The following is a 25,124-nucleotide window of genomic DNA, read 5'->3' on the forward strand; positions in this document are numbered from 1 at the left end:
TTATATCAATTTTTTCCAGTTCAGCTGGGCTTGCAATTCCAGTGCCTTAAGCCAGGCATCAGATTGTTTTTGCTCACGTAGTATTAGCCATTCATCATCTTCATCCTGACTTGATTTCAGAATATTAAAATCAATAGTGCTATTAAACTGAATTGGGCATGCCCACTGTGCTTGTACAGCTAAAGATACAGAAGAAATGTGATTGCTCCATGTAGAAACAAAGCCATTCAGCAGTTGCCATGGTGTTGCACATGCCGTGCCACCCAACATATTCACCTGAATTGTAGTCAGCTTGCTTGCACTGTGCTGATTACTTTGCTCGACCGCAGTAGCCCGAACCTGAACACTCATGTTCTGACTACTATTACTCGCAAATCGCAATTGAGTTGTATCCCACTGACTGATATCAATCCACTGCTGCGCCGACTGCACTGTGATATAGCGAGTACCATCAGTCAACACCGTACCCTGACTTAATCCAGAAATTTCCAGCTTGATCGTTTCAGAACCATCCAGATCGGTAGAACGTGCTGTCAGCACAGGTAAATACGTGGTTTGGCCAATTGCCGCATAAATAGTATTTGCCGTAGAAATATAAGTTTCTACCAAGCGAATATTGCTAATAAAGGCACTACGACCAGCCAGATTACCTTCAAGTTGAATGCGAAGTACACGCTCTTTGCCATTACCATTGAAGTCAATATTGTATTGCTGCCAATTTAATGCCGTCAGATCGCTTGCCGCATCGAAAGATGCAATGCGTTGCCCATCGAGGTAAATACCGATTCGACCATAATCTGCAATAAGACCTGGCAAGCCAGCCATCTCCAGACTCAAGTTATAGACATTACCATTGATGGTGCTGATACGTCTTTCAATGGCATTTTGTTGATACAAGGTATCCTTACCATCATTCAATCGAATCCAGGCATTTGATGTTTTGCCCTGCAAGCTGACCAATTTACCAGAAGCATTCTTAATCTGGTCTCCAGCATGCCATACCTCAAATGCATCAAGTTTCAGTAACTGGTCACTGTGTCCTGTCCAACCGTCTAGACTGCTACCATAAACAACGGTTGCATTTTTATTCAGTATGGCGTTATAGACACCGCTCCATTCCGTCTGGAACACTTGGAGGCTGGTTAAGGCATTTTTCGACTGTTGTGTTTCCAGAACAGGTGCATCTGCAACAGCAGCAATCTGTAATTTCAGCTCGTGAATTGCGGTCGCAACATTACCATTTGCACGTTCAATGCTGCTCGCAACAACCTGTACCTTAATTTCACCACTGAAATCTTTAGGCGGAGTCAGCTGCAGAGTTTGCATATTCCAGTCGGTAATATCTGCTACAGTTTTCTGTTCAGTCACAATAAACTGATGTGTACCATCTGTGAGCTGACTACCCACAGGCAATCCAACCAGAGCAACTTTCAACTGCTCCGATCCATCCACATCCTGCAACGTTGCCCGCAATTCAGGCAACAGCATGCTTTGATCTTCTTTACCCGTATTCAAGGATTTTTGGGTTGAAAGCACAATATTATCAATCATTGCTCCACGACCACTTAAGTGAGTCAGTGGCGCATCAATACGAATCTGGATATTTTGTGCTTTGCCCGTACCTACGAAGCTGAACTGTACATTTTTCCAGTTCAACTGGTCATTTGGACTGGTATTGGCATAAGTCGCAATGCGTTTACCATCGACATAAATTGCAATTTGGGTAAAGCATTCACTGAAGCCTAAACGACCTGCATAGTCGAAGCTCAAGTTATAGCTGCGGCCCAGCTCAGTTTCGACATTTCTAGAAATCCCGAGAGTCTGAGCCTGGAACAAGCCGGCATCGTTCAATTCTAGCCAATTTTGACCATTGCCTGCTTTTGCCTGTACAGTTTTTGCTATAGCAAAGGCATTATCCATACGGTCATTATTGCTCCAGATTTCAAAACCATCTGTACCAAACAGATTGCAATCCAGCCCTTTCAGTAAAGTCCAACCTTCAAACACATTTTGTTCAAGAAGCGTGGATGTTGAATCCTTATTAACGGCACTTTCCCATCCAGTCTGGAAGATAATTTCCTGAGTTGTGCTAGAACCTACAGATACAACAGGTTGATCAGCAACGGCTTCTATTTGAATATTCAGATATGCAGATTCGCTATAGAACTGACCATCAAATGCCTTATAGCCAATTTGAGCATAAATCTGCTTGTTATTACCTATACCTGCAATTAAAGCATCACTGGCTTCATTGGCAGCCGGAACAAATCGGATATACCCTGCATCAAAATCTGCTTGACCAAGTAGAGTCAGAGAAGAAACCCCGATCCATTGATTATCCTTAAACTGTTGTAATAATCCGCGTTCAGGCAATGAACTAATCAACAGTTTTAAAGTGTCGCCATCTATATCACTGAGAGCGAAATCCGACCATTTCAGGATCAGAGCCTGATCTTCCTGTCCCTGAATAGCATTAGGTTTCGCTATAGGCATGTCATTGACTGGGTTGATCGTAATATTGACATTCACAATCTGAGACTGGGCCTGTCCATCCGTGACGAAGTAACTGAAACTGTCTGTTCCATAATAATTTGCAACTGGCTGATACTGATATCGTCCATCTGCAAGCTGAACCAATTGACCACGGGTTGGCGCATTGGCAATCACTGTGCTTAAGCTGTCACCATCTACATCGGAAGCCGTCAGTAACAGGTTAAAGATAAGTGCTGTATCTTCATCCGTCACTAGATTCTGGGCAGACAATACCGGTGCGTCATTCACAGCATTAACAATAATCAGAATATTCACGGTTTCTGAATTAAGCTGACCATCTGTCACGTAATAACTGAACGTCACTTCACCATTGAAATTCGGCTCAGGAATGAAGTGGTAATAACCGCCACCTGCCGCTGTAAATTGTCCATGAAGCGGTGGTTCAGTAATGACGATACTTAACTGATCCCCCTCAACGTCGTGAGCATTTTCCAGCAGATTCAGCATTAACTGGCCATCTTCTACCATGGAGATAATACGTGGTGTCAGTGTAGGTTTATCGTTCACTGACGTAACAACCAGCAGCACATTTACCGTTTCAGACTGTAAAACCCCGTCCGTCACATAATAGCTGAAGATCACTTTACCATTAAAATTCGGTTCCGGAACATAATGATAAATTCCTGGCAGTGTTTCAGTTAATTGCCCATGCAATGGTGGATTCACAACCACAGCAGTTAGGTTATCTCCATCCACATCTTTGGCATTGCCCAATAAACTGAAGACAATTTCAGTATCTTCTTCCAGTATCTTGATCATCGGAGATGCCACAGGTGCATCATTCACGGCGTGGATGACTATAGATACCGTTACGATTTGAGAGTTCAGCTCACCATCACTCACCAGATAACTGAAACTGTCAGTTCCATTATAATTTTCATATGGCACATACAGATATGCACCGGTAGAGATTTGAGTTAATCGTCCGTTCTGAGGTTGCACCACAATAACCGCAGTCAGGTTGACACTGTCTATGTCTAAAGCTGTCGCAAATGGATTGAAGATCACTGAAGTATCTTCATCTGTCGCCAACTGCTGGGCACTAAGTTCTGGAGCATCATTCACAGCATGAATCACAATATTGACAGAAACAACTTGAGAACTTAATTCACCATCGCTCACGCTATAGCTGAAGCTGTCAGTACCATTGTAGTTGTTCGCCGGAACATATTGATAGCGTCCATCTTCAAGCAACTCCAGTCTTCCATGTATAGGTTGAGTCACGACTACAGCTGTAAGCACGTCACCATCTTCATCATGTGCAGTTGCCAGTAAGTCAATAACAATGCCTTGATCTTCATCAGTCACGATGTTCTGACCAACTAACTCTGGTGCTGTATTTGATGCCAATACCTTAATGCTGAAAGTATAGGTCTCAGAAGTTGCATCGCCATCAGAAAGCACAATACTGAAGCTGTCCGTACCAACAAAGTCTTTATCAACCAAGTAAACATACTGACCTGTTTGCGCATCAAAGCTGATCATACCAAACTCAGGCTGTACTGTGATTGAAACCTGAATATCATCATTTTCAATGTCTTGTACATACTGATCAAAATTCAGTACTAAAGGCTGTCCTGCAATGACTTCCCATTCAGGTTGTTGAACAAATTCAGGAGCATCATTCACAGATTGAATATCGAGTTTTACCGTTGCTACTTTAGATTCTGTGCCATCAGTCATCACAAAGTAATAACTAAATTGGTCTTCGCCAAAGTAATTTGCATGTGGTGTGTAGCTAAATTCACCATTGGCTTTCAGAATCAATTCACCATGTTGTGGCGCATTGACCAGTATGACATTGTCTACCGTCTGATGAATCAGCACATCATTATTCAGGACATTGCCTGAAAGTATTGCATCTTCATCCAGTGTGTACTGATCATTAATCGCCATACTTTCGGCAACCATACGAATGTTGCTGAGTGTCACATGACTGTCTGCTTCACCAAAACCGAGCAAGTCGAATGACAACAGGACTTCACGACCCACAAGTGCCTGATCCAGGTTAATGAAGAAGGTTTGGGTTCCATCTGCATTGATGATGCGCTCAATACCCTGAGCAAGTGAATATGTTCCATTGGCCTGCAGGTTAAACAGTGAATCGGTATTGTTTAAGTCATTTACTTTAAACAATGCTTCACCTGTTTGAGCATCCAATAAGGCGACTTCAAAAGCATCGTCAGGACGGTTGTTATAGTCTGACAATTGCTGATCTTTTACGGTAAAGGTCAGAACGCGGTCGTATTCACCTACTTTGAAGGCTTGGGAAAGGTTGGTGTGTTGCTGTTTAATCTCTTGTAAAATTACATCTTCAAATTTCTGAGAGACATTTCCAGATGTATTCCATGCAGTAGAAGTATTTTGGAACATATCCTGAATATTTAGTTCTGTACTATCCCAAGCTTTGCCACCAATAGGTTTAGCAACTAAAGTACCAACAATAAAATAATGGATATCAGAGCTTTGGCGTGGTAATTCTTCAGGAACTACCCAGCCGCGTAGATCTTCTGCAGTTGGTAATAACCGAATGCCAGGCTGAATAAATCCGCCCATCATCATTTTAGCAACAAATGTATCTGATAAACCAATAGTATGACCTAATTCATGAATTAAAACCGTCAAGAGATCAATTTGTCCAGCAATGATTCGATCTTCTGCCTCACCATAATTTGCAGTGGAATTTAAATCAAATTCATTGTGTTCAAATGGTGTTTCATCAATAAACCAGCCATAACCAGCCGCATTTGGAGATAGAATAATATGCTGACCATTTTCTACATAGGCAATGGTATTACCTATACCGATATCTTGAATATCAAGTGATACACCTGCAAACAAATCTGCACTCACACCTAAATTGACCCAATATTGCTGTGCAGTGTTAAATAGACTTTCAATTGTAATACGGTTAATCTGATACTGCTGCTTAGCGGCTTCAGAAATTAAAACCTGCATTTGTTGTGTTTTTTCGCGTTTAACTGAGCCATCGATAAACTGCGTATAGTTACTACTATTGACCACATAATATTTATCATAAGCAGTTGCAGATTTAATATTTTGTTCTGCAGTGCCCGAACTCGTAGATTTTTCGTAATAACGTAAATACAGTTCTATACTTCGGTTTACACCCACTACATTGCTACCAGATTTTACATCGCTTTGTTTATTTAGGTAATATCCACCATCACTCCCTTCAACAAGAATAGTAATACCATTTAGTTGCTCTATAATTCTTAACTTTTTAATTAAATCATTATTAAATATACGAATCACAATTTCTTCATTCGGATCATCTTGCTTTAAAATATCTCTATATAAATATTTCTGGTTAGGCTGATATCCAATTGCTTTCTTGATTTCCTCATACAAATTATCAGCAAGTTCAGCTCCTAAACTATTCGTTCCCCCTTTAATAGCATCGTGCATATATTGTTGTAATGAAGATTTTGCTTCGACAATTTGAAGTAACTTCTTCTCTGCATCAAAATATAAACCATCAAAATAACCACGAACTTCTTGCGTATATGCACCTAATTTTGGATCAATAAATGTATATTCTTTAGGAGTATAAATGTATTTTTCATCACCATAGTTATCGACTACTTTGGTTTTAACATAGAGCTGATAATTAACTTGGCTAAAATATTCACTATCAGAAATACTATGTTGATCTTCAATATGCTGTTTTACTGCATCTTCATGCAGATCTCCCATCCATTTTGATTCACCATAAAGACTCTTCAATTGTTCAGTTTGATACTTAGCTAAAACATTAGATTTAAAGAATTCATCATCAATTTGAGATTGTTGAAGTTCTGCAAGTAATGCATCACTTGCCTTTTTCGCATCTTCATGTTCTGCATATGTATTGTCAGAAACTATTTTTTTCAATCTATCAGCGGTCACAATATTTTTTGCTGCCAAAGTATATAATTCTATAATTTCAGTTAATTCATGTTGAATAACTGAAGCAAATAAAAACTTATCCTTTAAGGCAACATAATTTAAATCAATCTCAATTCTATCTAACAACATCGCCGGATTTAATAACTTATTTTTAAGCGTTCTAAAGGTTAAATCAAATCCAGCCATAACATTATTCTTATTCGCTGAACCATCATGAGTATAAAATATTTCTGCTTTAGTATTACCATTAACTTTTCTTTTATTCTCAAAAATATAATTATTTTGAAGGAAAGCCCAATCTCTAGTATTAATTTGAATTTCTTTGGATACAGGCATACCAACCGAATCAAACACTAAACCATCATTTGAAGTTGATGTCGGTATCATAAAATTAAAACTAATTACAGCATTAGCATATCCAACTCCATCAACTGTTTTTTGCCCTGTTTGTTGACCACTCACCAGTTCAACTTTAATATTATCCCCCATACCTGAAAACAAAAATTTATCCTGTATTAACTCATTCAGATACTTTACAAGTAATTCTTGCTGTTTTTTAATATCTCCCCCATATGTCAAATTGTATTTAACCCCATTCTCATAATAATCACCTTCAATAATTTCTTTATATTTATTATAGGCTACATCAGTTAAAATAGAGGTACCACCAACAAAATAAGTTTTACTTCTTTCAGATTTCTTTTCTGGATTATTAGTACTTGTTTCTTTGATCAAATAAGCTGCTGTAGCTGCTGCTGCCGTAGCTGCAATTGCTTTTATAGCTCTTGAATTTTTGGCTATTGACTCTCTTATTGCCTGTGTCATTGATGTTTTGGCTTGCTGAACTTTTTTCCCAGCATCTAAAGCGTTAGATACTGATTTTCCTCCATTCGATACATTAGCGCCAATCTTAATCTTATTTGCAACCTTAGTTCCGGTCTGAGCAATCTGGCGTGATGCCTTTGCCGAAGTGTTACTCATTAGAACAACTCTTTCAGCTTGACGATTTAAATTCGCAGCGGAGTTTCCTACTTTTCCTGCAGGTACTGCTAATTGTGAAGATACTATTAATGAAACAACTAAATTTTTTCCTTTCGATTTTGCTGTAATAGAATTTTCAGTAATTTGAATTTCAACATCTTCGCCATTCAACAAGTCTGACCATGACTCAAGTGTCACTGTTGAATTTAGATCATCTATGCCTATTGTCGGTGTAGGTAAATGCAGATTAAGTTGTTCAATTAACCACCCCATTTCTTTATTCAAAAGCTGTTCAGTTAAGAAAGAAGCCCTTAACATTAATTCTAAGTCTTGAATAGATAGTTCATTATATTGATCAAAGATCCCAAATAACTCATTATCTGTCAGAGATAATTGATTATTGCCTTTTACATCATCTGCATATGTAGATAGGAATAATTGTTTTGCAATACTTATTTTTTCAGCTTCAGGCTCTGAATAACCATATAAGATGTTCAATAGTTCAGTTTGAACCATCGCACTCATATACAGGTTTTTTGCATATTCTCTTGTTAGAGCTACACCAGCAGTTCCCATTAGTTTCAAGTCAAAGTATTCTGTCTCAACATGTTCTTTATCTTCTGTTGGTGTTTCATTTCCACCTTCTTCAGAAGTATTATTTTTCAAAGCACTATCTAAATCAAAAATATTATTTTTTTGCTGTGAATAACTTTGTATAGTTCTTACCGAATTATTAAAAATATTCATACCCGTCAAATCATCATATCTTGATGGTAAAGCAGCTTCAATTGGCTTTTGTGTATCAACCTTATTTTGGTCTATAAACTTATTTGTTGAGTCCAATAAATTTTTTATATCCCAAACAAAAATACTTCTAAACATTCGAGAATAATAACCATCATCTGGGCCTCCCATTTCATCCATCCATGCACTAGCCTGTAATAGACCTTCATCCGTCACGGTTAATGTTTCAATAGATGCTCCCTGAATTGGTATAGTTGATCCAATAAATATTGGGTCTCCATAATAGCCAAACGGATCTTGAATAATACCAATTTTCCCTCCAATTCGTTTATTTACTCCCCACATACCTTCTTCTGTTATAGAGCTATCATTAAACCAGAAGTTATAATCTGAAACTAAGGCATATAACATATTATTATAATTAACTAACACTACATCTGATGAGTTTTGAATCTCTTGTCTATTTGTTCTAATAGCTGGATTATAATCTGCGTATGTATACGTTGGTTTTAACTTAATACGGGTATGTTTTGAAGTTTGAGTAAAATTACCTTTATTATCCAACCCGACTTTTATAGTACTAAGACCATAATTTACATCACGAAGACTCGTCATTATAAATTCGCCAGAATACAATCCTTCTGTAATACGTAAAGGACGTTGACCTATATTTCCTAGATCTCCAATATCAATTACATCTATGGCATTATTTTCAGTAAAATTACCTTTGAAATCAATTTTAGTTAAATCAATTATATATACATCACCTACTGGATCTTTCTTATAATATACAGCCCCACCAATTCCTCCTAATACCCCTTTATCTGATACTGATGCGATCACAGCTAAATATCTGCCTTGACTAATAGCCATATCTCCAAAACCAGTGATGGCTGAAGTAGTAATATCTAAAGTCTGTTGAACACTCAAAAACTCTGTCGATAATTCATCTACATTAATACGAATCAATGAGGATGGGCCATAACTACTCACATATAACCAACCATCATTATATAAAAGAGCTGTAATATATTGTCCTGAACTTTTTACATGTATTGATTCAACTATTTTGTAAGAGATCATATCCAATACATAAATAATGTTTTTACCAGCTATAAAAGCTAAAGAACCATCTTCATTATATGCAATTGGATCTGTTTTATTGCTATGTAAAGATAACTGTATCTGGTTACCTTTTTCATCTAATTTAACAACACGCTTAATTCCAAAATCAGTTGTTATTTTCCCTTGTTCACTAATAATGATTTCTGTATTACTTAATGCAATAGAAACTTTTGGCGGTTCAATTTGAAGACTTACAAGATCCGAATATTCTGAATAATCTCCAGCGACTCTAATGCCATTATCAGTATAAGTATAATTTTTTTGTTCAAGATAAATATTGTGTAAGCCAAGAGCTACACCATTATCTATTTTAATAACATACTTATCTACGTCCGTCCAAAAGGCTCTATAGCTTTTCCAAATCAAACCCTTATCTGCACTATCTACAGGTTGATCTATTTGGTCTCCCTGTGGGACTAACCATATATTTAATTCATTTGCTATTGAAACATTTTTAACGTCAACTATCAGTTCATTTGTATTAGCATTAAATGAATAACCTGTAATTATAGGTTCTTCAGTATCCAGTTTTGGTACATCGATCGTCGCTTTTGTTATTCCTCCATCATCTTTGTTTACTATGATTTCCTTACTATAACTACCAGCGAGAGTATAAGTTACCACTGAGAAATTATCATATAATGTAAATACTGAATCTATCAAGGTATCTAATAATACACCTCTCCCCATTCCCATAACAGCATTGGCCATTAAACTATAAATAAAAGAGTAGTCCTGATTAGTTTGGACAATAGTCATTGCTCCTGTCTTTTTATCAACATCTTTAACTGCCGTTGTAACTACAACCATTCCTGAAACAGAAACTCCCCCATATGGTGGACTCGCAGTTCGAGCTACCCCATTCGCATCAACAAAACCATTATCTAATAACCACCAAGTCTCTCGCTCTATTCCATTTTCATCTACAAATGTCCCTTTCCTCCAAAATAAAACTTCCGAGCCTTCTTCTAATTGTGTATGTTGCCCAGTTTGTGGGTCTATAAATGAATCACCTACATTAATCGCCAATTGCAACGGCTTAGATGCAGTTTCTCCAGACAAATCTATTTCAAATGCAGCAAGTCCAGCTAAGTGTTCTTTAGCAGGTAGAGGTAAACTGATACTATCTAAAGAAACAGTTTCAATCGATACTTCGGTATTATCTGGCAACGAACCTGATGCTACCATTAGAACATTTCCTGTAGAATCTGATGTTATTCCACCATCTTTACTTGGAATTTTGATTTTCCCAATTTGCTCTTGTTGTATATGCATCAATATTTCAGTTTGCATATTTTCATAAATGATTGTTACCTTAGTAATTCCCAGAGCTTTTGGTATGATTAATCCATCTGCTGTTACCTCCGCTAATGAACTGTTACTAATATAATATTTGATCCCTGAACTGGAATTTGAAATGTATTTACCATCAGCATCATGAACTTTCAGCTGTCTACTTACAGAAAGAGGTAAATTGATTGCTTTTGGATAAACATCTACTTCAAAGCCATTTTCATCTACATAAGGTGTATAAGGATTAATATCTACAGATATTACATTCACCCCTTCAATACCACGAGCAGACACGTGAACAGTGGCAATCCCTGCTTTTTTAGCCGTAACATTACCCTGTGCATCCACCGTCAATACATCTGGATTATCACTAATAAACTGTAAATAATCTGGCGTTAAGACCACATCATCTTCATCTTCAAAGTCAGCAGTAATCTGTAATGTTGAACTGTTGCCCAAGGCAAGTGCTGCAAGGCGTTCAATATGAATCAGTACCAGTTTTGCATCGCTGACATAAATACTCAGCTCGATTGGCTTACCTTTGGCATAACCGTCATCGGCCTGTAAAGTCACAGTGGCATAGCCAGAGAACCCTGCTTCAGGTTTAAAGCTCAAGTTCTTGCCATTGGCTGACAATTGTGCCGTACCATGCGCACTAGAAAGAATATTCCAGTAAACAGCATCTCCTTCACGGTCCACTGCAATCTGATTCAGTGCACCACTTACAGTCAAGTCAGTATGTGTTTTCAGAACCTGTTCACCATCGGCAATCACATTCACCGGTGCCTGATTAGTTTTCCAGCCATAATTGGCATAAAGAATTTGCAGATCGGTATTGTTAACAATGCCATCTCCATTCAAGTCACGCAGTTGTGCCGAAGTCTGGGCCTGTTGCCACAATGCACTGTCTAAGCCATCTACATAACCATCTGCATTCATGTCACCAGCAACAGAAAGGCGAATACTCACCGTTCCTTCAGCAGTCACAGCAAGCTGTTTAAAGCCTGCACTGGTCAATCTCACAAGCGTAATCAGTCTGTTTCCAACCCGTTGCTGTGATACGACTGTTGCACCATTAATAGCAATATCCTGAACATTGCCGACAGTTTCTACTGCAACAATGACGGCACCCGACGCCCCCATTGATTTAATGGTAGAAGCAAGTTCTGACTCACGAAGTGCAAAATCAAAGTATTGTGTCCCTTGGTCAATCTGACCCTGCCACTGAGGCTGGGTTGCAGATGAATTCATCCAGTCCACAGTCGCACCCAGATAAGCAGTGGATTTCTCCAGGCTTAACTCTCCTGTTTCAGCGTATACATAACGCTGTACCACTTCACCAGTAATCAGGTTGCGTACCAGTTCCAGCTGATTATTAGAGTTGTAACGGTACAACAGGCTAATCTGGTTGCCTGCTGCGGTCTTGCCAGTAATTTGGCTGATTCGACCTTGAGTATCACGTTTGAATTCAATGAATTGCTGGGTCTGACCGGCCGTTAGAACAATATTGTTCTGACCAACCAGCCATTTTTCACCATTGCTAAACTCTACAGACATCACCTGACCAGACTGATCAAGCAGATAACGAACACCCTGTGGTGAAGTCAGTACAAAGTACGATGGTACCCAAGCCAGGCCAGTACTTTCACTATACAAACTCTGACCTTGTTGAATTAAATTCTCGACCATGCGCTGTTCTGTACTATGCGCAGTTAATGTCCAGCCCTGATCACTACTAAATAATGGCGTTAACTGGCTGATTCCAGTATTTGCCCCATTTGCATAGGTGCGCTGTAAATCCAGTCTGAAATTCAGATACTGCATTTGTTGTGCATCAGGTCCTGTAAGTCCCTGAGGAATCTGCAACCAGACCTGTGCACCTGTTTGCCATGCTGCAACAGTACCAATACTGGTGGTCAAACGCTGATTATGAGTCAACTGGGTATCAAATAAACTGGTCAGCCAGTTAGAAAAATCGCCCTGCGTATTGTCCGCTGTCATGTAGCGGACAATATCTATATTCTGCGAACCCAGTGCGAAGCTCGCATCTACGCTGGTTGCCAGATTCAGTTGTTTTTGACTGCTGTTAATTTCAACATTGGCATAAATTTCTTCCAAACGGCCTGATAGATCCCACGCGGTCAGTCGTAACTGATATGCGCCATTAGCAAATAATGCAGGATCAAGGGACAAAACGTCGACAATCTGGTTGCTATATTCAGCTTTCAGTGAGATTTCCTGCAATGTACGCCATTGCAAATTTCCGGCCTTATTACTGGCAATTTCAAGCTTATAGCCCATCAATTGCTGTTCTTTCACCAAGGCTGTAATGTCAGTCTGATTCTGTATGACAACAGGCTGATTAAGTAAAGAAGCGCCATTTAACTGCCCCTGCCATGACAGCACCGGTGCAACCGTATCTAATGGGTCACGCACTCGGATTGTTTCTGTCTGCTGCTGGGTAAAGCCATCAATATCGGTAACTGTGGTTCTGATTTCAATCAGACCTGGCTGCTTACCTGTCAGCTTGATACGACCTGTTGAATCCAGTACAACCGTTTGCCATTGCTCTGTTCCCATTGCACTACCACGAACTTCAACTACTGTTGAGGCAATGGCACTGAAGCTATCTCCACGTACGGTCGCTGTTACGATTTGTCCGGCAAGGACAGGAATGGCTGGCGTTGTTTCAATATGTAAATCAGGCGTATAGGCATTGCGTTCTGCAACCACATTCAGCGTGATGGCTTGGCGAACGGTGTCATATCCATCAGAAACCCGTGCATAAATTACAAATTTGCCAATTTGTCCCGGACCAGGCGTCCAGCTCAGTTTTCCTGTTACAGCATCATAGATTGCGCCTTCAGGCAATTGATCAAAACTGACGGTTAAGCCTTGAGTCTGTGTACTTCCATCTGCATCGGCTACCCATATATTCCCGTTATTACTTAGGCTATTTTGAGCAGCTTTGGTTACATCCAGCCCAAAGTCCTGACCTACAAGTAGAGTGCGGTTTGTACTTTGAATGGATGGTACTTTATTTACATCCAGCACACGAACCTGAACTTTTTTCAGTACAGTGATTTGTCCATCGCTGACCATGAAGGTTAAATCATAGGCTTGCTGATCAGCCTTGCCATTGTTGACCATGTCGGCCGTCGGTGTCCACTCGACATAACCTGTAGTCGCGTCCACCAAGATACCTTCTGGTGTATTTTCATCGTGAACCAGCTGATAGCGCAGTGCGTCGTTATCGGCGTCCTGAGCCAGCAAGTTAAAGGCCAAGGTTTCGCCTTCATAGACCAGTTGCAGCGGTACACTGCTAAAGACTGGCTGCTGATTGACATTGCTGATATTGATGCGTAGTTTTTGGTTAAGCGACGTGCTGCCATCCGTTGCTGTGACCGTAAAGTTATATTGTCCCAGTTCCGCTGAAGCAAGGCTGCCCTGAGCTGTAAACATGCTTGGCAACCAGCTGAAGGACAACTGGCTTTGACCATTACCCAAAGACTGGGTCGTGATATTAACACCACGAGGTAATTGACTGAAGTACCAGCTTAACGAGTCCTGATCTATGTCTCTGACCAGCACGGTCCAGTTGAGCATTTGCCCTTCCTGAGCATCAATAACCAGCACATCATTTTCTTGATGTGTTGTTCTGCCAGCATTGACCTGAATACCCAGCAGCTCTGGCGCAGCATTGGTAGCGCGAACAATGATCTTGATATCATGAACTGCAACGCTAGGAACAGGAACATAATCCGCAGGTACACTGTAGCCTAGATTTTCAGGTGGCAACCCAGTGTCAGAAACCTGAACACTCAAATTGTACTGACCAACCTGATTTGCTGTAGGTGTCCATACAATTTCTGCATAGCCATACTGATTACTTTGAATCAGCTGCGCACCTGTCGGCAAGCCCTGAACCACATAACTCAGCTCATCCTGATCCAGATCCGATACAAATACCGGAATACGAATGGTTTGACCTGCCACAGCAACGCTGCTTGCTGGTACATTCAGTATTGGTGCTTCGCTATAACTTCTTACAGTTAGCACAAAACTCTTGCTGGTTGCCTGTATTTGGTTGATATCGCCATCACCATTATCAAATGCGGTTACATTGATGGTGTAATCACCACGATGTCCCTCAGTTGGTGCAAAGCGGATGATTCCTTTCACTTCCGAACCGGTTTGAACCTGAACATAAGTCGCAAATGGCGGTAAACCTTCAATTTGAAGATCAATCTTGTTGCCATCTTTATCTGTAGCAGACACCGGTATTTCCAGCACTGAACCTTTATCCACAATAACACTTTGCAGATCACCAATTTCTGGCGCACGGTTCGCGTTTAATACGTTAATGGTAAAAATACGTTCTGTGGAAAGTGGGGTTCCCGTGCCATTTCCATCATCTGTTGCCACGACACGAACTTTATAGATGCCTGCTTGCTGATAGCCCGGATTCCAGTAAATTTCCAGTGTTTCCGGATCGAATACTGCCCCTTCAGGTAAGCCCGACACTTCATAGCTAACTGACGGTGTAATATCCGTCATCTGAACAGCCTGGCTCTGACTATGAGACTTGAATGCAGGTTCAAATTCTGGATTGTCCGGGTCAAATGCAAAGACACTTAAGCGAACACTTGAACCCTCCAATACGGTCCAGCTTGCTGCGGATTCGAACTGTGGTGCTGCATTGGCATTATGAACCATCAGCTTTAAAGTTTGCGTTGCTACCGTTCTGACCGGGATACCACCATTGCTAGGCGTATAGGTTGCCACCAGACGCAGTGGAATGTCATATTGACCTTCCTGAGCAAAACCAGGCGTCCATTCCAGCCAGCCGGTTTCTTTCTTTAATGTCGCTCCACTTGGCAGCCACTCTGCGCTGTATTTCAGTTCGATGTCATAGCCCGAATATTGCTCCAGTCCGTGTGGCAACTGGCCTGCAAGCTGTAGAGTGAAACGATCGCCTTCACGTAACTGCTGTTCAGCGACGGCGTAAAGTACAGGTTTTTCAAAGCCCTGCTTCACTGTAATTTTGAACTGGTAACGGCTTTCATGTTTGCCATCGGATACCACCAGTTCAATCCCTTCATAAACTCCGGCCTGATCATAGGCCGGTGTCCAGCTGAGCATACCAGTAGCTGCATCAAACTCAGCACCTGCTGGCAGATTACGTACCAACATGGCAATACGATCACCATCCTGATCTGCCACCAGCAGTTGCTGTGCCAGACTTTGCCCTTCAGTCAGGGTAATATCACGAATGGCAGAAATCACAGGAACATGGTTGGCACCCACGACTTCAAGTTTCAGACGTTTAAAGGCCACACCACCACGACTGTCCACGACTTTAATCAGGATTTCACTGTCTGTACGATCTTTTGTATTTGGCGTCCAGCTCAATTGTGCATGCGAGATATAGCCCTGATCATTGATTTGACCTTCGGCTTGATAAGTGATGCTGACACCTTGTGGTGCTTCGACCACACTCCATTGGAACTGATTACCGTCCAGATCGACAGCATCCAAATCCAGTGTCCAGGTTTCATTAACCTTGGCAATTAACTGATTTTCATCATAGCTAATCACAGGAGGCTGATTGTCATACGGCAATGCATAAATCTGATGCGAAAGATCAAATTTTAATAAGCGTGCAGCATCTGAAGAAAGCGTTAAATCTTCTGCTTTCACTACAGATACCGTAATGCCAGACAGACTTTCACCCGCTTTTAAGCTGCCGCCATGAGCCTGTATATAGCTTCCCAGATCAAGCAGCCACAGTTCATCCTGAACGCCCTGTCCCTGCTGACTTGCCACAATGCCGCCATTAAAGTAGTGACCTGGATCAAGTAGGAGTAATAAAGGCCCTTGAATATTGTCCTGTCCGATATTGGTCAGTTTTACATCATAGCTGACTGTACCAGTCAGACGGTCAGCGCGGGTTTTATCAAATTCAATCGTGATGAAAGCGCTGTAGTCGGTCACTGTGGTAAATGCCGCAGTATAGACACCCTCAAGTCGGGTCTGCTTCGCACTTTGCAGATTTGATGAAACTTCAATTCGCCACTGACCTGCTGCCATATTTGGCAAGGTCAGAATGACACTATTGGTTGCTTTATCCCATTTCACCGCTTCAGGAATCAGGGTTTGATTGACATTTTTACCCAATCCGACAAAACGGTAATTCTCCGGGTTAAGGACACTTGCAACGTCACTGCTGTCATTGCCATTGTTGCCTAGCCACATTGCCTGATCAAAACCAAGCGTTGCATAACTTAATGGCAATGGTAAATATGCACCATCCTGAATTGAACTTGAAATCACTGTTGGTGCTTTCAGCAATGCAATTTCATCAATGCTATTGGTCTGTGCAACCAGAATGCGCTGATCATGGGTAATCAAGATGGATTCACCACGTGAACCCCCTTTGGCCAATTGAACCGCCTGATGCTTGGCAAGGCTAATCATCCATACGGATGAATTTTCAATTTTGACCAGTGACTTGCTGTTATTGGTCAACTGCTGGCTATTGTTCGCTGAAGCAAACAGCAAGCCTTCAAATGCCGATCCTTTCTGACCAAATACCAGACTGTCGATTAAGCCATTCAGAGTATATTCAACTTCAGCGCGGCCTTTGGTCTTGCCTGATAACGGCATGCTGATGATATCAGTCTTGCCCAGGTTGGACAGAATATTGGCACTGGTCCAGCGTACTGCCCATAAACGGCCATCAGGACCAAAAGCAAGATCTGACACCAGCGAATTGGAGAAATGCGTCCAACGCTGACCATCAGGAGCATTGATATCAAAAATTTCGATACCATTTCCTGAAGAGACATAAATACGGTCTGTTTCTGGTTCAACTGCAATAGCATGCGTTAATGGCTCATTCGCAGGCCCCTTGAATCTTTCTATGATCTGGCCTGTAGAATAATCCAGTAACCACAACTCGGCACCTGTCAGTACCCACAATTGACCTTTGGAATCCACTGCCATATCCATAATTGGCTGGTCAAAAGTAAATAATGGTTTCTGCGTCGTACCGCCATCTTCACCATAAATAAACAGCTGATTACGGTATTGTCCTGCGCTCACTAAAATACTGAGATCCGGCAATTCAATCATTGCCAGCGCACCTACTTCCCCTTGGCTGGCATTAAAACCGCTTGCAAACGCATTCAAGGTGAATGGCGACAATACTGAATTCAGGTCTGTACTTTGATTTTTATCGATTTGTCCTGCAAAGCCCTTCTGTGCTTCTGTGAACAGTGCATTATCTAAATAATCACGGTCCTGAGACGCCTGAGGCATCTGTGCAGTCTGTTGCACCGACTCATTACTGCCAATTTCACTTAGAACCTGCTGACGTGAACCATCATCCGGGATAACGGCGTTACTGACTTTGGCGGTTTCCTGATTACCCGCAATATCTGTTGCAACTGCAAGGAATTCATAATATTTTCCTGCCTGCCCAACAAATAAAGCTTCACCCTCAGCCTGTGTGAGCTGTTTTTTCCAGATTTTAAAATCACCGCCATTTTCAGCCACATACAAGGTGACATAACGGATACCGCTTAAATCGTCCTGTGCCGACCAGTTCACTTTATAATGAACCTGGTCTGCAACCGGGCTTTGCTGAGAAGTTACGTTAAGCACAGTGGTCGGACGATGATTGTCCAGTACATAACTGTAAACCTGACTGTCTACTGGAGGCGTATCATTCAGATAAATTCGGGCCTGAGTAACAATTTCCTCACCCGATGCCGACGTTTCCAATGATTGAACGGTATAACCGACAAAGCCTTTACTATTTCCATCAATTTTTAATAAAGAATGTAAATCCAGTTTTGACACTTCACCTGTCGCAGGATCAATCGCCTGAATTAACCAGTTCAATACTTTGTTTTCAGCATCTACACCTGCACTGACTCGAAGAATAAAGCCAAGGCTGCAGGTAAAATCAAAATCGCTGGTGAAACTACTGCGGTTCTCTGGAACATGAATATTGATATCGCCAATTTTAATATCAGTCAGACGCACGCTATAAGGATCAAGCTGTTCATCAATCTGAGAAACCAGACGAATCTGATTTAAAGCCGCTTCACTGCTATTCTGGAAACTGATTTTATATGGCAACGCAGTTTCAGCCGGCACATAGGATTTGCCATCTGTATGCGGCATCACCGAAGGTCCCTGTACACGAATCACATCGTTATTCACAGTCGCCATTTGCTGCAAGTACTGTTTTAGTGCCAGTGCCTGAGCACCTACCGGATTGAAATCTTCATCCAATAGACCAAGTTTACGCAGGTATTCAAGATAGGACTGATCACCCACAAATACATTAAAGTTAATAAAGTGAGGGTTGCCTTGATTGTTCAACAATAAATCTTCAGCAGTGATATTTTCAGGCACTGGGATTTCTACAAAGACGCCTTCATCATTGGAGCGCGTTTCGTAATAAGCCACCTTCGCTTTTAATGCCTCAGGATCACCCGCCCACTTAGACGTATCGCCATACCATTGTTGAATCTGTTCAAAGAATGCCTTGATGCTTGCCTGTGATTTATAACTTTCACCTGCTTTAGACAATAACAGACCTGTTGCCAGATTGGCAGTCAGACTGAGTACATTAATGTTCTCACGAATGGCCGGTGCTTCATTTTCCGGACGTAATAATCCTGCTTCCTCCAATGCCGCGAGCCAGCCTTGAACCCATTGAGTTTCATCAGCTGCCAGTGCTTTCAGGTTCATGCTTGCAGATGCATCTTCTACAATGGCATCCCGCATTTTCAGTGCATGCTGCACCTGATCCTGAATGAATTCTGCACGGCTGATTGGTGTTGCTGCCGCAGTGATATTGAAACGGAAAGCCAGCGCCATGGCTTCCTGATCAGTCAGGCGCTCTTCTGGATCAAGGAAGCGTGTTGCTAGCCCAGGTGCAATTTTATTTAAATCATAAATACCATTATCCAGCAGTCCCTGAGTTTTCCACTCAGGATGGATCATGTAAAGCTGCTCTCTCAGCCCTTCAAAATCCATTTCAATCCATTCTTTAAGACCTGGATAAGTCTTCAGGCTAAAGGTGAAACCGGTAAAACCAGCAGCATTAAAGTCAAATGCATAACCTGGAGCAAGGTTAATACCCGCAGTATTCAGTGTGCTGTCCAGACTTGCCCATGGAATATTTTTCAGCTGGCTCTGATCGGTTGGCGTTACACCATATTGCTGAGTATTTGCCTGATCACCATAGATAATGCCGGCAGGCTGTCCACCCACGTTTGAACCAAAAATCAGGAATGGTAAATTCAGGCCTTCAAGCAAATACTCGTTATAGCCCATTTCCACCGCACCAATATCAATACGCACATATGGCGTATCCACATTAGTCAAACTTTGCAATGACACACTGTATAAAGAGCTGTTTCCTGGCTCGACACTGTTCACGCCACCCAGACCAATGGTGACATCAGGCTCTATGGCACGCTCAACCAGATAGCGATACGGTTCAGTCACACGGTCGCCATTTGGATTCACTACTACAATGTCATACAGACCATGGGGTACTTCACGCAGGTCAAATACCGCACGGATATGCGTTGCATCAATCACCTGCCAGCGTTCTGGTTCAATTTCAAAGACACCCGGACGGCTTAATTTCACCAGTGCCCCTGCAGCAAACTGCGCACCATAAATATCGACTGTCACCCAGCGATAATCGTCAGTACCTGTTCCACCCTGATCAGGGGTAACTTTGGTAATAGATAACGGTAAAGTTTCTGCAATGATGGTTGCTGCTGTATTTTTCGCAGAGTTGCTTGATTTAACCAAAATATAATAACTACCGGCCTGTGTCGTCGGCACCACTATTTCCTGATCAGGTGAATTTGCCAGTGTATAGGCATAATCGTACTGACCGCTGCCCGGTACCGCTTCATAACGGATATACAGTTCGTTTGAACCTTGAAGCGCACTGGAATCCAGACGGACACGCAAGGTTTCCCCAACGCCAACATCGACTTTATATAAATAGCTGTTACCACTGCTTAAATTCAGATCCGTGCTGGTATTGAGCAATAATTTTGGCACTGTCACTGCAATGGTAGATGCAGAAGCCATTTCGTTATTTGCTTCATTTGGAGCAATATTTAGACCTGTTTCGGTATAAATGATATTGCCTTCATAAACTTCATTATAAATATCAGGACGCACGACAATATACCATTGTCCATCCTGAATAGCAGGAAGCATCGCTTCCACAGAACCGGTATAAGTTCCCTGCGCGTTTAAACCACCATTGTGAGTATAACGTCCAAGCAGAAGATCCTGCTTGTCCCAGACATTGTCACGTGACAGATAGATAGCATCTGACCACTGACCATGTGCCTGATACTCGGACTTATTCTGCACGGTATATTGAACTGTAAGCTTTTCACCTGTTTTCACCTGACCTGGCATCACGATGTCTGTGACCTGCAAATCGACAGGGTCTGGCTGAATAATCAACAAGGGTTGTAATGCAGTCGTGGCATTGTTTAGATCATTGTCAAATTCAAATACTTTGCCTGTTGCGCCATCACGATAATAAGCAGGATCTGTAATCACAAAGACATAGTAGGTTCCCTTCATTTCTGTCGGGATTTGTGCCTGAATTGAGGCGGTATATTCCGCATCTGCAGCTAATCCTGTGCCATGATTGACATAGCCCAGAAGTTTATCCTTGTTCAAGTCAAGCACACGGTCTGTCGAGATATAAATCAGGTCAGTCCAGGATTTTTGATCGCCCGGTGTTTTTCCTCCCATGTTTTTAACAACATAGGAAATATCGACTTTCTGTCCTGAAATCACGCTCAGCGGGCTATTTACCGAAACCACCTGTAAATCAGGTGGGCTGACATAATTAACGTTCAGCTCAATCGATTTTTCATTATTGCCTTCATCTTTAAATTCTAAAACAGCACCCTGATCGTATTGACGTACTTTATCAATGGTATCCAATGATTTACGAATTAAAGAAGGAACTGGCTCTTCCCAATCTTTGGTATAGTTCGTGTCAGCTTTGACAATAATGTTGAATTTTCCACCAATTGCTGATGGAAGGGTAAATGTGACGGACTGGGTATAACTTTGCCCAACTTTAAGTACGTCCGCTTTACCTTCAGCATTGTAAATCTTGGTTTGCTTGACTCTTGAGAAAACTTCAAACTCACTACCACGATCTACCACTGGATAGTCAGCCATATCAATATTATCGTCCAGTGACAAATAAATGCCGTCATACCAGGATGAAACTCGGGTATCTCGGGTTCCATTATTGGTCACTGTCCAGGTAACGGTAATGGTATCTCCCGCATCCGGAGCCGGATTGGAAACCTGAATATCCTGAATCACCAGATCAGGCTCACGATAAATAATATCCAGTGAAGTCTGATTAATATTGTTAGAAACAACACCCTTTTCAAATACGGTGGAGAGATAATGTTCCAATGCACCATCATTTGAACTTGGCCATGATTCGGCTTCAGATGGATAATATACTCGGCCTCCCGACCCCATCCGCGCATCACTAATGACATAGATATAATATTTGCCATCATAGCCGGCAGGTACATTGAACTGGCCTGTAGACGTATAGGTCTGTCCAGACTTCAGCCCTTGAACATTCGAATAAGTCACTGAACCAATCACAGTTGAGTATTCAGGCATATAGTTTGGATATGCACTAATCAGAACATAATCAGTCCAGGACTGAGTTCCAGTCCAAACATCTGCACCCTTGTTTTCAACCGTCCAGGAAATATTAACTTTTTCACCTGAATAAACCTGAGAATCGACCAGTACTTCTTTCACTGCTAGATCGGCTGGGGCATTAATGACCTCAGAAGCAATAGCTAATGCATTATTATCCTTGGCCTTTTCTGTACGCACCTGATTTTTCTGGTTGAGCAATTGACCTACGTTGGTTTGTACTACCAGATATAGCCCGGAAACAGACGGCGCCAACTCAGCAATACTTTGTTCTACCGTATAGGTTTCGTTATAGCCCAGTTTTCTGTTCTGGGTAAATTCACCCAGTTTCCATTTAACCTTGGCTTTGCTTAGGTCTGCATTGTCCGCCAGCCAGACTTCATCAGTCCATTTACCCTCAAATTCATCTGCACGGTTTTTCACAGTATAGCTGAATTGGTAAGCATTACCGGTTTGCGTCAGTATCGGTGCCTTAACATCAACCACCGTAAAGTCTGGTGGTGTATAACCCAGAACACTGATTGGTCTTGCCTTGAAATTATTACTATTAAACTGAGATGGGTCATCCAGATTAATGTTGCTGGCAAGCGTGTCTTCCAGAATCACATCATAAGTGTCACTCCAGACGGTAATATAGTACTGCCCTGAATATGTCCCTTCCGGAATGGTGACAGTGAGATTACCAAGATAGTCCTCACCAATTTCCAAATGACCACTATGACGTATTTCACCCAGTTTGATATCACCCTTAGATGGACTTGGCTGACGTTTGTCCACCGTTAACCAGATACTGTCGACCCAGCTCGTAATACTGCTGTCGTCACCCTGTGTTTTGGCCGAGCCTTTGTTAGTTACTTTATAATCTACTGAGATTTTACTGCCATGAGTCACCTGATCAGGGGCAACCACATCGCTGGCAACCAGATCTGCAAATGGAACCGGTTCAACAAATAATTTCTGTACACGGACATTGTTGGTTTCATTTGGATATTCATCCACAGAAGATGTCTGATCCGCGACAACAATAATGTACACGTCACCACGGTAACGCAGCGGAATGGTGAAATCTTCAGTCAAGGTAGTATAGCTTTGCGTCGTTGCCAAAGCTGAACCACTGTTATAACGACCAATTAAAATGTCATCTGAACTGAGTTTTCCATCCAGAGATAAATACACCGAATCTTTCCACTGGGATGATGTCACCATTGGTCCCATGTTGGATACGGTAAATTTCGCACTGATTTTGCCACCAGCGACGACCGAATCCGGTATTTCTATATCAGTAACTCGTAAATCTGGACGCGCATTCAAGTCAACACGCAATACATCATCAGAAATCAGGATATTGTTCTGTCTATTGCCAGCCAGTTCATAAATCTGATTGCCTGTATTGGTGGTGACTTCCAAACGCCAAGCCCCTTCTAGGCGGGCCGGTAAACGGATTTTTTCCGTGCGAGTATAGGTTTTACCCATCTCCACACCCTGAGTATAACTGTAGTTACCCAGCGCAATCGGATTTTTACTGTTATCTATGGAAACCAGCCGTACTGAATCATTCCATACGCCAGTCGCATCCTTCAGACCAATATTACGTACCGTCCAGCTAAATTCGATTTCCTGCCCTTCAAATGCAGATACAGGCAGGACAATATTTTCAACAACCAAATCTGGATAGTCTGCAAGCTGGATACTGGTAGAAATACCATTATGGCTATTGTTTTTATCGTAAATAAACTCAAAAACATTATTGCCATAATCGGTAGCCACATTCAGGTAATAAGTACCATTTAAGCCATCTGGTAATAGAATATTCAGGCTGTGCTCATAAACACCACTTGCAGCCAAATATCCCAGATGTTTCACAGATCCAAGCTGCCATAATTGACCACTACCGTCTGCATTACTGCTGAGCCAGATATTGTCCACCCAAGTGTCTTTATCTGTAATGCCGATACCCTTATTGGCAACCGTCCAGGAAATCAGCGTTGAAGCACCACTGTATAACTGGCCTAAATTTTCCACCTCTACATTGACAATCTGCAAGTCGGCATAAGCCTTTGGCATAACATTGACAGCATGATCCGCTTTGAGCGTATTGTTATCTTCCAGTCCATTTTCCCAAACCTGTTTCAGGCTGTCTGTTTGTACAAAGACAAATCCATTTCGGGTGAAATTCGGACCAAAACGATATTCCACAGATGAGGTATAGGCTTCATCTTTCAGTAATTCTCCATTGCGTACAACCTTGCCTAAAACAATGTCATCTGAATTACCCAGAACATTGTCTGTAGAATAAATGACGGTATCTGTCCAGGTTGTATTTATGCCTGCACCAGTTCCCATATTAGAAACCGTCCATTCCACTTTGAACATTGCCGGATCGCCAATGGTCTGCTCAGGAACACGAATATCCGTCACCACTAAATCAGCATATAAAGCTTTGGCAATATCTAAGGACTGAAGTGTAGTATTGTTTGTTTCTGCATCTTTTTCTGCATTGTTCTTGCTGGCATCCGTCACAATAATCAAACGCCATTTGCCTGATAAATCCAGCGGAAATTTATAATTCAATACAGACGAAACAGATGACTGACCCGCAATTACAGTGTGAAGAACTTCGCCAATTTTGATGTCTTTACCATCGACGGCATCATCCAGAGACAGATAGACAATATCTTTCACATTGCCAGCTTGAGCCTCTCCCTGATTATAGGTAATCCAAGAGATTTCTATTTCCTGACCGCCCTGCAAAATACCTGAGG

Annotated in this window: 1 protein-coding gene (cut by a window edge); it reads right to left on the reverse strand. The window is 41.6% G+C overall.

What is annotated here, in order from left to right; genetic code table 11:
* A protein-coding gene (locus FB6_RS09695) for a tandem-95 repeat protein (protein WP_174559800.1) crosses the window boundary here: on the reverse strand, nt 1-25,124 show its 3' portion. It continues 13,579 nt past the right edge of the window; only the last 25,124 of its 38,703 coding nucleotides appear in the window; its start codon lies beyond the right edge, outside the window; its stop codon occupies nt 1-3.

It is taken from the genome of Acinetobacter bouvetii (assembly GCF_902753875.1).
GTDB classification, from domain to species: domain Bacteria; phylum Pseudomonadota; class Gammaproteobacteria; order Pseudomonadales; family Moraxellaceae; genus Acinetobacter; species Acinetobacter bouvetii_A.